Here is a 14,821-nt window from a genome sequence, read left to right on the forward strand (position 1 = left end):
AGTTACTCGTCAGGCCAGCCGCCCAGAACCGTCACGCGGTACTCCTGGTCGACCAGCCTGGCGGGTACGTCGAGTTGATGTAGCCAGTCGATGGCCGAACCGCCCATGCCGACCGCAACCCGACTGAATGCGGCGGCCTGGGCGCAGGAGGATGCAATCACCGACACCGTGCGCCACATCGGCGTCGCCGTCGATTCGCGGTGCAGTGGCTTGACGGTGCTGGCCGTGGCGATCCCGCAGTCGGACGGAAGTGCTACCTGGCAGGTCGGGTCGCCGGGCAGGTCTTGCACCTGAATCTGCCAGCCGTCTTCCGGCGCCGGGCCGGCAACCGCGATGTCCCCGCCGAGGCCGACCAGCACGCCACACCCGAGAAGAGTCGCAGTGGACGCGGCACAGTGGTCCGCTGAACTGGCGCGGGCCGTCGCGGACAGATCGAGAACGACGTCGTCCGGGCTGTACACGCGGTTGTTCTCGACGCGAATCTTCCACCAGGAGTGAGGGTCTGCCGACCCGGCCGTCGGCGTGAGTTTGCCGTCGGTCAGTCGTGCGACAGCCAACGCGTCTTCGAGGAAGTGCGCGAACATCGGGGTCACGGCGACGCCGTCGACGTTGCTCGCGGCGCTGACATAGGTACGAATCTCGGAGTCGGCACGATCTCGATTGGTGGCGGCGTCGGCAGCGGTGAGGTACCCGCGAACCAGGCTGGCCGCGGAGGGAAGGACTTCAGGGTCGGTGACGACGACCCGGGCCTGAACCCCCCACGTGAGCCACTCGGAGGCCGAGCGCGGAGTACTCACGAACCGTTGGAGACGGCGTCCGGGGTTCCGAATCCGGCGACCACGACGGGCCGCTTCGCTACGGGATTCTTGGTGTGAGAAGCCGACGTGTCCGGTGCGAGTGCCGTGGCAGTGGGAGAAGAAACGAGTGAAAGTCCGCCGCTTGCGAGTGCTCCCGCCACAGCCGTGGCTGCGAGGGCGAGGCGAACGGGTCGATACACCGTAGTGCGTCCCCGGGCGGGTCGTGGCCGATCGTCGCTCATGGACTCAGCTTGCACGCCGAACCTGAGAAAAGCCTTGGCGTCTGTAGTCATTTGCGTAACGCCCGCCGAGATAAATGAGACATTGGTTACAGGAGTCGCGAGACTGAGCCGTGTCGAATGCATGTTCGAAAGAGTAGATGTTCGCACCGACAAGTTTCGGGTACGACCACGTACGTGGATTTTCAGAGGTTTATCGGAGGTTCGGATGGCAGTCGGTGTCCTGGCGATCGCTGTGTCGATCGGCACCGCACTGGGCGTGATGAGTGGAACTCTCGGAGCGCCCGCACAAGTCGAGAAGAACGAGTCTTCGAATGCTGCAGTCTCACTTGCAGCCTGGAACGGACCGGCACGAACTCAGGACACACCTGAGGGAATCGTGCCTTCCGTACCCTCCAACTTTCCGGGAGCGACATTGGCACCCGTGGGAGCGGTGGCAGTGTTCGCGCCGTGGATCAAAAAGGCCGGTGCTCTGTGCTCGGAGATCACGCCCGCGGTGATCGCCTCGCTGTACTCGGTCGAGAACGGATTCAAGTACGGACCCGATACCGACATCTCACCGGAAGGTGGGCGCGGGCCTGGCCGCTTCACCACCGCAGCGTGGACGGCATACGGCAAGGACGGTGACGGCGACGGAAAGATGGACATCCTGGGCGTTGCCGATCCGGTGATGACAACCGGATACCGGTTGTGCGATCTCGTGAAGCAAGCGCAGTCCTGGCAGAAGTCCGGTGAGGTCGAGGGCGATACCGTCGACCTCGCGCTCGCTGCCTACGACGTCGGGCCGGACGCAGTTCGCGAAGCGGGCGGCGTTCCGGCAGACAAGTCGGGCGAGGTTCCTGCGGAGCAGGCGGTCGCCGCTCCGTTCGTCGCCCAGATCAAATCGTTGCAGGACTCGTTCGCCCTGATGCTTGCGCCCTTCGACTACAACAACCTCGCCGCAGCGGTGGGCGGCGTCGTCGAGGCCGGTCTGAAGTTTCTCGGATTGCCGTACGTGTGGGGTGGCGGAAACATCAACGGGCCGTCGATGGGCGGGTTCGACTGCTCGGGGCTGACGTCGTACGCGATCCACGCGGCCACCGGGGTGACTCTGCCCCGGACCTCGGAGACGCAGTGGGGTGTCGGCGTCGAGATCCCGCTGGATCAGGCGCAGCCCGGTGACCTGTTGTTCGGCAACTGGCAGGCAGGCGGCCCCGGCCACGTGGCGATCTACGTCGGCAACGGTCAGATGCTTCACGCACCCACGTTCGGCGACGTGGTGAAGGTCGGCCCGATCTTCGCCGGCATGAAGGCTCGCCGCGTGGTGTGAGTGGGCAGGAAACGGCGAGCGTCGACAGAGCAAGAAGCGCCACCCGACCGAGTCGGGTGGCGCTTCTTTTCAGAGCTGGTACAGCCGATCAGCTGTGGTAAGGCTCCGCGCTCAGCAGCGTGACCTTCATGGTGCTGCCGTTGGGCAGGTTGTACTCACGCGTGTCGCCGACCTTGGCTTCGAGCAGCGCGCCGCCCAGCGGTGAGTTCGGCGAGTAGACCTCGAGCTTGGCGTCACGTGCGCCTTCTTCGCGGGTAGCGATCAGGAACGTCTCGGTGTCACTCTCGTCGCCGTCGTAGTAGACCTTGACTACGGATCCGGGCAGTGCGACACCGGACTGAGTGGGGGCCTCGCCGACCTTTGCGCTGTTCAGCAGCTCCTGGAGCTGGCGAATGCGGGCTTCCTGCTGACCCTGCTCTTCGCGGGCAGCGTGGTAGCCGCCGTTCTCCTTCAGGTCGCCCTCTTCGCGACGCTCGTTGATCTCGGCGGCGATGACCGGGCGATTGGCGATGAGCTGGTCGAGTTCGTTCTTGAGCCTGTCATGTGATTCCTGGGTAAGCCAGGTCACCTGGGTCTCGGTCATCTCGATCACTCCCTAGTAGTCGGAGCCGGGGGCTCCCTCGACGATCGCTGCAACAGCAGCGAACAACGACACAGAAGCACCACCAGGGATGCAACCTTGCCGTCAAACCTTGCGTCAATGCAGCAATACACGGTTCCACCCGGAACCGTGTATCGGGCAATTCTATCACGCATGACTACCCGCCCTGTCCGGCGTCAAACGTCCGGCAGGGTGGGTGCGTTCCGAGGTCAGCTCTTGGTCAGGTACTCCGGAACGTCGAAGCTGCAGCCGTAGACGTCGGCCATGCCTGGCGGTTGGGACGTCTTGACCTCGGTGTTGAACTCGAGGGTCTGATGTTCCGACGACGGGACGTAGACCTCACGTCGACCGGTTTCGGAGCCGTCCTTCGAGCGTGCGCGCACGATGCACATCGCTTCACGCGACGAGTCGTCGCGTGTGACGGTGAAACGGATCTTCACCGTGGAGTCGTTGGCGATGTCGAACGAGATGGTCTCGGTCTCGATTTCCTTGACCGCAAATTTTCCGTACGCGTAGTACGCGATTCCGCCGCCTACGACGATGACGAGAGCGGTCAGAGCCCACACCATCCACTTGCGGGGACTGCCCGTGCGAGTTGTGCTCGGGTACCGATCTTGGGGAAGCGGTTTGCTCATCACTCTGCTCTCGAAGACTCGAGTTCGCGTGTCGTGCAGCAACTGACTGTGTCCCGCCGGATTACCGAAGGGGTCACGGCTGCGCCAGGAACTCTCGGGTGGAACTATAGAGGACGTATCCCGTCGCGCCGTCGGTAGGTTTGTCGGCAGTCGGTACGTTTGACGGCAACCACCCGGAGTAATCCGAGCGGTGCACAGCGTGTGACTCGAAGACTGCCGGTGACGGCTACAGGTGAACTGCCGGTGACGGCTACAAGTGAACTGCCGGCAACGGCTACAGGTGAAGTTGAGGTGAACGAACACGTGAGCGGATTCCGGCTCATGGCCGTCCATGCCCATCCCGACGACGAGTCGAGCAAGGGTGCGGCCACCACCGCCCGTTATGCAGCCGAAGGCCACGAAGTGATGGTCCTGACGCTCACCGGGGGTGAGCGTGGCGACATTCTCAACCCGGCCATGGACGTTCCCGGTGTCCGCGATCGAATCAGCGAAGTTCGCCAGGAGGAGATGGCCGAGGCCGCTCGCATCCTGGGCGTGAAGCAGCGCTGGCTCGGTTTCGTCGATTCCGGGCTTCCCGAGGGCGACCCTCTTCCGCCGCTGCCCGAAGGGTGCTTCGCCCTCGTTCCGCTCGAAGAGTCGACGCGCGCTCTGGTCAAGGTGATTCGCGAGTTCCGTCCCCACGTCGTCACGACGTACGACGAGAACGGCGGATACCCGCACCCGGATCACATCCGGTGCCACGAGGTGACGATGGCAGCCTACGAAGCCGCCGCCGATCCCGAGTACTTCCCCGAGGACGGTCAGCCGTGGGAAATCAAGAAGGTCTACTACTCGCACGGATTCATCCGTAAGCGCCTCGAACTCTTCCAGGAGGAGTACGAGCGTCGCGGAGAGCCGTTCCCGATGGCGGACTGGCTCAAGAAGTGGAAGACCGAACGCGGCGACATGATGGTCCGGGTGACCACTCAGGTCACGTGCGGCGACTACTTTCCCCAGCGTGACGATGCTCTGCGCGCACACGCGACGCAGATCGATCCCAACGGTTCGTTCTTCGCTGTGCCGCTCGACATTCAGCAGAAGATCTGGCCCACCGAGGAATTCGAGCTCGCCAAGACGCGGGTCACCACGTCCATTCCGGAAACCGACCTGTTCGCAGGTCTCGAAGAGGACGCTCAGAAGTGAATGCTCTGTCCGCCGAGGTAGTTCTCGGCACCACACAATTTCTTGCTCAGACCCCGAGTAACCCATCCGGACCGGAGTTCGGAAAGTCGTCTCCGGTCGGCCTGCTGGTGATTCTTGCGCTGCTCATCGGTGTGATCCTCCTGGTTCGGTCGATGAACCGCCAGCTCAAGAAGCTGCCGGAGACGTTCGAACCGGATCATCCCGAACTCGATCAGCAGGCAGACGAAGGCACCGACCGGGGAGCTATCACTGCTCCGAGCCCGGCGGAACCCAACGTCTCTACCGAGAAGAAGCCCAAGCAAGAATCCTGAGACGAACGAGGTAGCGGCGATGGACCCACGGATGCGGAACAACCTGGGTGGGTCCTCAAGCCCTTACCTGCGTCAGCACGCCGACAATCCGGTCCACTGGCAACAGTGGGGCGAAGAAGCGATGGAGTGGGCGCGCGAGCGCAACGTGCCGATTCTCCTCTCGATCGGATACTCCGCGTGCCACTGGTGCCACGTCATGGCGCACGAGTCGTTCGAGAACGACGAGATCGCGGCCGTCATGAACGCGAATTTCGTCTGTGTGAAGGTGGACCGAGAAGAACGTCCCGACATCGACGCCGTCTACATGAATGCGACGGTTGCGATGACCGGCCAGGGCGGCTGGCCCATGACCTGTTTCCTGACTCCCGACGGTTCACCGTTCTACTGCGGCACGTACTACCCGCCGACGCCTCGCGGCGGAATGCCGTCGTTCACACAGCTTCTCGAAGCGATAGCCGACACCTTCACGAATCGGCGCGACGAGGTCGACAACGCGGCACAGTCGATCGTCACGGAACTTCAGCGCGCGTCGGGCGGGATTCCGTACGGCGGAGCACCCATCGACGCCGAGCTGCTGAACGCGGCGGGTCGGTCGATCCTCGGCGACGAGGACGTCCCGCGCGGGGGATTCGGTGGGGCACCGAAGTTTCCACCGTCGGTACTACTGGAGGGGCTGCTCCGACAGTACGAGCGAACGGGTTCGGGCGAGATCCTCGGCGGCATCGAGCGCACCGCCGAAGCAATGGCACGTGGCGGGATCTACGACCAGTTGGGTGGCGGTTTCTCGCGGTACTCGGTCGATGCCGAGTGGGTGGTTCCGCACTTCGAGAAGATGCTCTACGACAATGCGCTGCTCCTGCGGTTCTACGCGCACTGGGCGCGGCGCACCGGATCGGACCTCGCCACTCGCGTCACCGAGGAGACCGCAAGGTTCCTGCTCTCCGATCTGCTGACCGAGAACGGTTGCTTCGCTTCGGCTCTCGATGCCGACACCGACGGCGTCGAAGGCCTCACGTACGTATGGACGCCGACGCAGCTGGTCGAGGTACTCGGCGCGGAGGACGGGCAGTGGGCGTCGGAGTTGTTCCGGGTCACCGATACCGGAACCTTCGAAGAGGGTGCGTCGGTACTGCAGTTGCTCCGTGACCCCGACGACTGGTCGCGCTGGCAGACGGTCTCCGACGCTCTACGCGCCGTCCGGGCTCAGCGTCCACAGCCCGGCCGCGACGACAAGGTGGTGACGGCCTGGAACGGGCTGACCGTCACGGCCTTGACGGAAGCCGGACTTGCCCTGGACCGACCCGACTGGATCACCGCGGCGGCCGAGTGCGCAGGCGCTCTTCTCGACCTTCACCTGGTGGACGGTCACTTGCGTCGCGCTTCCCTCGGCGGGGCTGTCGGCGCCCCGACGGGCGTGCTCGAGGATTACGCAATGTTGGCCACCGGCCTCCTGGCTCTATACCAGGCAACGGGATTGGCGCGGTGGCTCGATGCGGCGCAGCAGTTGCTCGACGTCACTGTCGACCACTTCGCTGATCCGGCCGAGCCGGGCAGCTGGTTCGACACGGCCGATTTCGCGGAGTCGCTCGTGACTCGGCCCCGAGACCCGTTGGACGGCGCGACGCCGTCCGGTGCGTCGAGCGTCGCGGAGGCGCTGTTGACCGCGGCGGCGTTGACCGATGCCGATCGATCGTCTCGTTACGCCCAGGCCGCGGCGGACGCGTTGGCGAGGGCCACGCTGCCGCTCGAGCGTGCGCCTCGGTCGGCGGGGCACTGGCTCGCGGTGGCGGAAGCGTCGTTGCGTGGTCCGATACAGGTGGCCGTCGTCGGGGAAGGTTCGCTGTTGGCCTATGCCCGGCGGCTTGCCCCGGGTGGTGCAGTGGTTGTCGGGGGTGCCCCGGATTCTTCACCGCTGCTTGCAGATCGACCCCTCGTCGACGGTGGTGAAGCCGCGTACATCTGTCGGGGATTCGTGTGTGATCGGCCGGTGACGACGGTGGTGGAACTGGCGAGTCAGTTGAACACGACGAGCCATACCGCGATGTAGTGGCAGATCGCTGCGACGACCGTCGCGGCGTGGAAGAACTCGTGATGCCCGAACGTCGTGGGCCACGGGTTTGGCCATTTCGTCGCGTACAGAATTGCGCCGACGCTGTAGAAGATTCCGCCGACGAGCAGCAGCACCATCGGCGCCACACCGACCTGGTGCGTCAGTTCACCGACCACGGGAACGATCGCCCAACCGAGGAGCAGGTAGAGCGGGACTCCCACCCATTTCGGGGCGGTGGGCCAGAGCATCTTGAGTGCGACGCCGGCGAGCGCGCCTGCCCACACGATCGCGAGGATGATCTTGCCGGTGTGAGTCGGGAGGCCGAGCATGGCGAACGGTGTGTAGCTGCCGGCGATGAAGAGAAAGATCATCGAATGGTCCGCACGCTTCATCCACGTACGGCCCTTGACCGTCTGCCACTGGATGCGGTGATACGTCGCACTGATGCCGAAGAGGCCGCAGATCGTGACGCTGTAGATCGCGGTTGCCCAAGCCGCTTTGGCGCCGACCTGAGCGCCGGCTACGGAGACGAGAACGACGCCCGCGACGACGGAGACACCGAGCGCCCACAGATGGATCCAACCGCGCATGCGTGGTTTGACCGGAAGCTCGTCGACCCCGAATGCCGTCATGTGCAACCCCTCTCGTTCCGTACTGTTGCGAACCGCGTAACCTACGGTACCGTAGGTTACGCATCAGTAGCATAACCTACCTGCGGGTTTTCGACGCGTACAAAAACCGTGACGGCGCTCGCATGTGGCTGTCACTGCCGGGCGTAGTCTTTGACACCATGGTGATGTCACGGTGAATCTGCGCGGACTGCTGTACAGCATCTACGAGCGACGACTCCTCAGTCATCTCGACGGTCTCGCGCACCCACGGCACGTAGCCGTGATGTGTGACGGAAATCGGCGATGGGCTCGCGAGAACGGCTTCACCGATGTCAGTCACGGGCACCGCATGGGCGCGCTCAAAATTGCCGAATTGCTCGAGTGGTGCGACGCCGCCGGAATCGAGATGGCAACCATCTACCTGCTCTCGACCGAGAACCTGCGCCGCGAGCCGGAAGAGCTCGACACCCTCCTCGAAATCATCACCGACGTCGTCGAAGAGATCTCCGGGCCCGGCAAGAACTGGAGTGTGCAGATCGTCGGTGCTCTCGATCTTCTGCCTCCCGAGCAGTCCAGGCGCTTGCGGGAAGCGGCGGCGGGGACGAGCGGCCGAACCGGGACACATGTCAACGTCGCGATCGGATACGGCGGGCGTCAGGAGATCGCCGACGCCGTCCAATCGCTCCTGCGCGACAAGATCGGTGCGGGTCTGAGCGGAGACGAACTGATCCAGGCCGTCACGGTCGACGGCATCGACGGGCATCTGTACACGTCGGGACAGCCCGATCCGGATCTGGTGATCCGCACCTCCGGCGAGCAGCGGCTCTCCGGATTCCTGTTGTGGCAGAGCGCCTATTCGGAGATCTGGTTCACCGAGGCGTACTGGCCCGAGTTCCGTCGAGTCGACTTTCTTCGAGCCTTGCGCGATTACGCGGCGCGCCACCGCCGGTTCGGCGCCTGAGCCGTCTCAGAGCTTGCGCAGCCGCAGCCGGTTGATCGTGTGGTCGGCGTCCTTGCGCAGCACCAGGGTTGCGCGGGGACGGGTGGGGAGAATGTTCTCCACCAGGTTCGGGTGATTGATCGAGTTCCAGATCTCCTTCGCCGCGATGGTCGCGTCACGGTCGGAGAGGCCGGAGTAGTGGTGAAAGTGGGCGTTCGGATCGGCGAACGACGTGTTGCGTAGCGCGAGGAACCGCTGGATGTACCAGGCTTCGATGTCCTCGATGCGGGCGTCGACGTAGATCGAGAAGTCGAACAGATCGGAGACCATCAGACGCGGGCCGGTCTGCAGGACGTTGAGGCCCTCGATGATGAGGATGTCAGGCTGGCGGATCAGGTGGTACTGGCCCGGGATGATGTCGTACGACGTATGCGAATAGACCGGCGCCGCTACCTCTTCCGCCCCGGACTTGACTTCGGTGACGAAGCGCAACAGCTTGCGGCGATCGTAGCTTTCGGGAAAACCCTTGCGGTGCATGATGCCCCGACGCTGGAGTTCCCTGGTCGGATAGAGGAATCCGTCCGTGGTGACGAGGTCGACGCGCGGATGGTGATCCCAGCGGGCCAGGAGAGCTTGCAGCACACGAGCAGTCGTGGATTTTCCGACCGCGACCGAACCGGCGACGCCGATGACGAAGGGCACCTGACGGTCGGGATGCTTCTCGCCGAGGAAGGTCGCGGTGGCCGCGAACAGTCGTTGGCGTGCCGCTACCTGTAGGTGGATCAGACGTGCGAGGGGGAGATAAACCTCGGCAACTTCTTCGAGATCGATCTGCTCGCCGAGACCACGCAGGCCGTACAACTCGTCCTCGGTCAACACCAGTGGCGTCGACTTACGCAGTGTCCGCCACTGCTTGCGGTCGAACTCGACGTAGGGACTCGATTCGTTGGTGCGCGCCATCAGCCCAGCTCACCGGCACGTAGTGAACCCGGGGCCCGGCGGACGAAACAGCTATGCGAGCAAGCCAGGCGCGTGTGCGCACGATCCGAGTGCATAGTCGGATTGTGCTCGGTGCCACGTCCGGGACTTTCGCCGGGTGGCATTCCGGAGCGAGCGACTAGGCTCGGTCGTTATGGATCCAGACACACTTGTTCGCCAATACCTGCTGCTCGGACTGGGTTTCGACCGTCTCGAAGACGGGTTCGTCGACGCGTTCACCGGTGACCCGGCGCTGCGTAAGCAGATCGAGAGCGCCCCGAAGCCCGATCCGCGTGAACTTGCCCGCACGGCACGTGAATTGCGGGGCGAGTTGGCCGGAAGTGGTCTGAATGCCGAACGCTCCCACTTCGTCGACGTACACCTTCGCGCCCTGGAATGCTCCGGGCGCAAGTTCGCGGGTGAGGACATCGGCTTCGTGGACGAGGTCGAGGCGTACTTCGACGTCCGAATCGAGAAGGGAAACGAGGACGCCTACAGCGACGCTCACCGGTTGATGGGTGAAGTTCTGCCCGGTCCGGGACCGTTGGCCGAGCGGGTGCAGGCCCATCGCAAGGCCGACGAGATCCCCGCGGCGAAACTGAACGAATGCGTCGAGGCAATGTCGAGTGCGCTGCGCGATCTGGTCCGCGGCACGTTCGGGCTTCCCGCGTCGGAAACCGTCGAATACGAAGTGGTGGGGGACAAGCCGTGGTCCGGCTTCAACTACTACCTCGGTGACTACCGCTCCAAGGTTGCGATCAATTCGGATCTGCCGCAGTTCATGGCCAACCTGCCGCGGCTGATCGCGCACGAGTCCTACCCCGGCCATCACACCGAGCATTGCCGTAAGGAAGCCGGTCTGGTCGGTTCGGGCCAGCTCGAGCAGACACTGTTCCTGGTCAACACGCCGCAGTGCATCATGGCCGAAGGCCTCGCGGATTTGGCGCTGGAAGCGATTGTCGGCCCGGACTGGGGTTTGTGGGCGCAGGACATCTACGCCGACCTCGGCTTGTCTTTCGACGGGGAAAAGGCGCAACGGCTCTCCGCCGCGTCGGGGCAACTGCTGAGTGTCCGGCAGGATGCGGCGCTGATGTTGCACGACGAGGGGCGCAGCCTCGACGACGTGGCGCTGTTCCTCGAACGGTGGTCGCTGTCGACGCCGGAACGCGCTCGCCAATCGCTCAAGTTCCTGTCTTCGCCGCTGTGGCGGGCATACACCAGCACGTATGTCGAGGGATACCGGCTGCTCGGGGGCTGGCTGGACGAGGTGCCGGTGGGCGCGGAGCGCACCGAACGCTTCCGCAGGCTGCTCGACGAGCCGCTGGTCCCCAGCTCTCTGCGTGCTGCCTAGTGCCGGGTGGAGACGGCGGGAGCGAACTTCGTAGACTGGACGCATTCGTTTCCGCATCCAGCTTGGAGATTCCTCGATGACCGCTGTGCCCGGCTCCGACGTCAACTCTGCATCACTCGCCGAACTCGACCCCGAAGTCGCCGAGGCGATGGCTGGTGAATTGGCTCGTCAGCGCGACACGCTCGAGATGATCGCGTCGGAGAACTTCGTTCCCCGCTCGGTTCTGCAGGCTCAGGGCAGCGTCCTGACCAACAAGTACGCCGAGGGCTACCCGGGACGTCGTTACTACGGCGGTTGCGAGCACGTCGACGTCATCGAGGATCTGGCGCGCAACCGTGCGAAGGAACTCTTCGGTGCAGAGTTCGCGAACGTTCAGCCGCACTCGGGCGCACAGGCCAACGCTGCTGTTCTGATGGCACTGATGAACCCGGGTGAGAAGCTGCTCGGCCTCGACCTTGCACACGGCGGTCACCTCACGCACGGCATGAAGCTGAACTTCTCCGGCAAGTTGTACGACGTCGCGTCCTACGGCGTCAGCAAGGAAGATCACCGCATCGACATGGACGAGGTGCGCTCGATCGCCCTCGCCGAGAAGCCGAAGGTCATCGTTGCCGGTTGGTCCGCGTACCCGCGTCAGCAGGACTTCGCGGCGTTCCGTGCGATCGCCGACGAGGTCGGGGCGTACCTGTGGGTGGACATGGCTCACTTCGCCGGACTGGTTGCCGCAGGCCTGCACCCGTCGCCCGTCCCGTACGCGGACGTCGTCTCCTCGACCGTCCACAAGACCCTCGGTGGTCCGCGTTCGGGCCTGATCCTGGCGAAGAAGGAGTGGGCCAAGAAGCTCAACTCCGCTGTCTTCCCGGGTCAGCAGGGTGGACCGCTCATGCACGCCATCGCGGCCAAGGCAGTCACCTTCAAGATCGCTGCCGGTGAAGAGTTCAAGGATCGTCAGGCACGCACCCTTTCCGGTGCGCGCATCCTTGCCGAGCGTCTGGGCAACAAGGACGTCGCAGACCAGGGCATCAGCGTCCTGACCGGCGGCACAGACGTCCACCTCGTTCTCGTGGACCTGCGTAACTCGCAGCTCGACGGCCAGCAGGGTGAGGACCTTCTGCACGAAATCGGCATCACGGTCAACCGCAACGCTGTTCCGTTCGATCCCCGCCCGCCGATGACCACCTCCGGTCTGCGTATCGGTACCGCAGCGTTGGCCACCCGCGGATTCGGCGACGCCGAGTTCACCGAGGTCGCCGACATCATCGGTACCGCACTGGCCGGCAACGCGGATCTGCCGGCGCTGCGTGCGCGCGTCGCCAAGCTCGCCCTCGACCTTCCGCTGTACGACGGTCTCGAGAACTGGGGCCTGCTCAGCAAGAACGTCTAGGTATTCCTTCACCGACGGCCCGGTCCCTTTCGAGGGGCCGGGCCGCTGGTTTTTGCCAGTCGCGGATTGTGGCATCGGTCACATGACCGATGGTGGCCGAGTTCGGCGCTTCCTAGCCTGAGAGCATCACCCCTCCGGCGAAGGAAACCCCATGACCGAACAGAATCTGCATTGGCTCTCCGCTACCGAGATGGCGGCGTCGGTCGCGTCGAACAGTCTCTCGCCCAACGAGATTGCCGAAGCGATGATCCAGCGCGTCGACGCCGTCAATCCGTCGATCAACGCGATAGTGCAGTTCGATCGCGAGCAGGTCACGCGCGACGCGGCCGAACTCTCACGGCAACAGGAATCGGGCGAGAAACTCGGCCCGCTGCACGGCGTTCCATTCACGATCAAAGATCTGACGGCAGTCGACGGGCTGCCGACCACGTTCGGGATGAAGCCGATGGCCGACAACATCGCGACGGGAAATGCCGTCGTCGTGGACAGGCTGCGCGGCGCCGGCGGACTGTTCCTGGGAAAGACGAACACTCCCGAAAGCGGTTACTACGGTGGCACGGACAACCACCTGTACGGGCCGACGCACAACCCGTGGAAGCTCGGCAACAGCGCGGGCGGGTCCAGTGGCGGTGCGTCGGCTGCTGTGGCTGCAGGCCTCGGGCCACTGGCCGAGGGCAGTGACGGCGCCGGATCGGTGCGTATCCCGTCGGCGCTCTGCGGGGTCGTCGGGCTCAAACCGACCACCGGCGTCATTCCGCAGACCATTCTGGCCGGGCGGTTCTACAACTGGGCGTACCACGGTCCGATCACCAGGACCGTCGCCGACAACGCGCTCATGCTCGACATCATGGCCGGGCCGGACAATGCGGATCCGCTCTCGATCGAGCGTGCGGAGACCTCGTACGTCGAAGCGGCGAAGGGTGACGTGAAGGGGCTTCGTGTCGCGTGGTCTACGAATCTCGGCCTCGGCCATGTTGATCCGGAGGTGCTGGCGGTGTGCCTCGACGCGCTGGCGGCATTCGAGGAATTGGGTGCCCAGATCACCGAGGCGACCCCGCAGTGGGGAAATCCGTCGGAGTCGATGTGGAACGGCATCTGGGTTCCCGGTTTCGCTTCCGAATACGACTTGCTCGACTGGGAGAACCAGCGCGGCGAGGTCGACGACAACCTGATCGAGATCATGCACGAGGCCGAGCGGCTCACCGGTGTCGACGTGGGGCGGGCCGACGCATTCCGCGGCGTCATGTGGGACACGTGGACCACGTTCATGAACGACTACGACGTGTTGGTCTCGCCGACCTTGGCTTCGGCCACGTTCCCGCTCAGTCAGTTCGCGCCGTCGTGGCTCGAAGGTGCGTCGTTGCGTGAGCAGTTGCTCGATTGGCTCTTCACCTACCCGTACAACATGCTCAACAACCCCGCGATCACCGTACCGGCCGGATTCACCGCCGACGGTCGACCGGTGGGGCTGCAGATCGCCGCACGCCACCGCCAGGACGCACTGGTTCTGCGGACTGCCGCGAACTTCGAAGCGGTGCGTCCGTGGGCGGACAGGAAGCCGGCCGATTCACTGGTGGTGGCCTAGCTCACACGATTGGCTAGATTGGTGTGATGACGTCTGTACTGCCTGATCGCGGCGCTGGACCTGACATGTTCGCGCCGCGATCGCCGGCGGCCGGGGCGTACGGCATTCTCGGCCTGTGCGCCGAAGAACTCCGCGCACGTGGACTCGCGTACTCGGCTGCGGCGGTCACGTACCGAGACCCGTCGAGCGGAAGACATCGGGCTCTGGCGAGTTCCGGATACGACGCCAGAGTGCTCGAGTTCCTGCTCGAGGACTTCGTCGCCGATCGCAATCTCTTCGGCATCATTCGCGAGGCTTCGGGCGTGCCCGTGTTCTGGCAGGACGTGCCACGATTCGAGCAGGTCGAGATGGTCACCGATGTTCTGCGGCCGTCCGGGTACGCCGAGGGTGCGTCGGTCGCATTGGGGTTCTCCGGCCGTGAGGTGACCGGATTGCTGCACATGAGCTTCGCGGATTCCGGCGTCGTCGATCGCGTACGGGAGGTGGTGGCGGCGTCCAGCGCAGCTTGCTCGCGCGTCGTGGGGGACCAGGTGGCGCTCGATCGTGTCCATCTGAGCCCACGGGAGATTCAAGTACTGCAATTGGTGGCCAGGGGCGCGGGCAATGTCGAGATCGCCGAGGAGTTGTTCGTCAGCCGTCGCACCGTCGCCACCCATCTCGAGAACATCTTCGTCAAGACCGGAACCAATTCGCGGGTTCAGGCAGCGGTGCGCGCCGCGAAGTGGGGTCTGATCGAGTCCTGAGTGACGCCGAATCACACGAGTGGCATTTTGTTACCTGGCGTTCACCAGATGTGCGGCTCGTTCCGTGGCGCGAGTGTCCGATCCGCAGTACCGTCGGCAGTAACG

At 64.3% G+C, this 14,821-nt stretch carries 15 protein-coding genes; 9 read left to right on the top strand and 6 right to left on the bottom strand.

The genetic code is table 11. The features are described 5' to 3' along the window. Positions 1-2 precede the first annotated feature (2 nt). Positions 3-797 (bottom strand): FAD:protein FMN transferase, encoded by a 795-nt coding sequence (locus EEB12_RS24170; protein WP_003943281.1) that lies wholly within the window; start codon positions 795-797, stop codon positions 3-5. After that, positions 794-1,039: a hypothetical protein gene (locus EEB12_RS24175; RefSeq protein WP_153211881.1), complete on the bottom strand. Its 246-nt coding sequence runs from the start codon at positions 1,037-1,039 to the stop codon at positions 794-796. Before EEB12_RS24175 ends, EEB12_RS24170 begins: the two co-directional genes overlap by 4 nt. A gap of 205 nt (positions 1,040-1,244) precedes the next feature. Here EEB12_RS24175 and EEB12_RS24180 point away from each other — a divergent pair, with 205 nt between their 5' ends. After that, entirely contained in the window at positions 1,245-2,345 is a 1,101-nt protein-coding gene (locus EEB12_RS24180; protein ID WP_003943296.1) for an NlpC/P60 family protein, read from the top strand. An 88-nt stretch (positions 2,346-2,433) separates the two neighbouring features. Here the strand turns inward: EEB12_RS24180 and greA are convergent, their stop codons facing one another. Both greA and EEB12_RS24190 read right to left on the bottom strand, forming a co-directional pair. Beyond that, positions 2,434-2,928: a transcription elongation factor GreA gene (gene greA, locus EEB12_RS24185; RefSeq protein ID WP_007726385.1), complete on the bottom strand. Its 495-nt coding sequence runs from the start codon at positions 2,926-2,928 to the stop codon at positions 2,434-2,436. A 227-nt stretch (positions 2,929-3,155) separates the two neighbouring features. Further along, positions 3,156-3,581: a DUF4307 domain-containing protein gene (locus tag EEB12_RS24190; RefSeq protein WP_007726384.1), complete on the bottom strand. Its 426-nt coding sequence runs from the start codon at positions 3,579-3,581 to the stop codon at positions 3,156-3,158. Between the two features lie 303 nt (positions 3,582-3,884). Here EEB12_RS24190 and mca point away from each other — a divergent pair, with 303 nt between their 5' ends. The 3 genes from mca to EEB12_RS24205 are packed head-to-tail and all read left to right on the top strand — an operon-like array spanning position 3,885 to position 7,121. Continuing rightward, positions 3,885-4,763 (top strand): mycothiol conjugate amidase Mca, encoded by an 879-nt coding sequence (mca, locus tag EEB12_RS24195; protein WP_007726383.1) that lies wholly within the window; start codon positions 3,885-3,887, stop codon positions 4,761-4,763. Next, a complete protein-coding gene (locus EEB12_RS24200) occupies positions 4,760-5,074 on the top strand; it encodes a hypothetical protein (protein WP_007726381.1) in 315 nt (104 codons plus the stop codon). The genes mca and EEB12_RS24200 overlap by 4 nt, the downstream gene beginning before the upstream one ends. 19 nt (positions 5,075-5,093) lie before the next feature. Then, complete coding sequence (locus tag EEB12_RS24205) at positions 5,094-7,121, top strand: thioredoxin domain-containing protein (protein WP_141488628.1); 2,028 nt, start codon at positions 5,094-5,096, stop codon at positions 7,119-7,121. Here EEB12_RS24205 and trhA read toward each other — a convergent pair. Next, positions 7,088-7,756: a PAQR family membrane homeostasis protein TrhA gene (gene trhA, locus EEB12_RS24210; RefSeq protein ID WP_042920879.1), complete on the bottom strand. Its 669-nt coding sequence runs from the start codon at positions 7,754-7,756 to the stop codon at positions 7,088-7,090. The two genes, EEB12_RS24205 and trhA, sit on opposite strands and share 34 nt — an antisense overlap. 172 nt (positions 7,757-7,928) lie before the next feature. Here trhA and EEB12_RS24215 point away from each other — a divergent pair, with 172 nt between their 5' ends. Next, positions 7,929-8,696 carry an isoprenyl transferase gene (locus EEB12_RS24215; protein WP_003945211.1) on the top strand — a complete coding sequence of 256 codons (768 nt, stop codon included), beginning with the start codon at positions 7,929-7,931 and terminating at the stop codon, positions 8,694-8,696. A gap of 6 nt (positions 8,697-8,702) precedes the next feature. Here EEB12_RS24215 and coaA read toward each other — a convergent pair whose 3' ends face one another. Continuing rightward, on the bottom strand, positions 8,703-9,635 hold the full coding sequence (gene coaA / locus EEB12_RS24220) for a type I pantothenate kinase (protein WP_003945270.1): 933 nt from the start codon (positions 9,633-9,635) through the stop codon (positions 8,703-8,705). A gap of 172 nt (positions 9,636-9,807) precedes the next feature. Between coaA and EEB12_RS24225 the strand changes: the two genes are divergently transcribed. The 4 genes from EEB12_RS24225 to EEB12_RS24240 all read left to right on the top strand — a co-directional run bounded on the left by EEB12_RS24225 (position 9,808) and on the right by EEB12_RS24240 (position 14,716). Then, entirely contained in the window at positions 9,808-11,004 is a 1,197-nt protein-coding gene (locus EEB12_RS24225; RefSeq protein ID WP_007726370.1) for a hypothetical protein, read from the top strand. 76 nt (positions 11,005-11,080) lie between these two features. Then, a complete protein-coding gene (gene glyA / locus EEB12_RS24230) occupies positions 11,081-12,388 on the top strand; it encodes a serine hydroxymethyltransferase (RefSeq protein ID WP_003945195.1) in 1,308 nt (435 codons plus the stop codon). Positions 12,389-12,539: 151 nt separating this feature from the next. Further along, a complete protein-coding gene (locus EEB12_RS24235) occupies positions 12,540-13,973 on the top strand; it encodes an amidase (protein ID WP_019744590.1) in 1,434 nt (477 codons plus the stop codon). A gap of 26 nt (positions 13,974-13,999) precedes the next feature. Continuing rightward, entirely contained in the window at positions 14,000-14,716 is a 717-nt protein-coding gene (locus EEB12_RS24240; RefSeq protein WP_030536254.1) for a helix-turn-helix transcriptional regulator, read from the top strand. The last annotated feature ends 105 nt before the right edge of the window (positions 14,717-14,821 follow it).

Source organism: Rhodococcus sp. WS1 (assembly GCF_003797745.1).
Taxonomy (GTDB): Bacteria; Actinomycetota; Actinomycetes; order Mycobacteriales; family Mycobacteriaceae; genus Rhodococcus_F; species Rhodococcus_F erythropolis.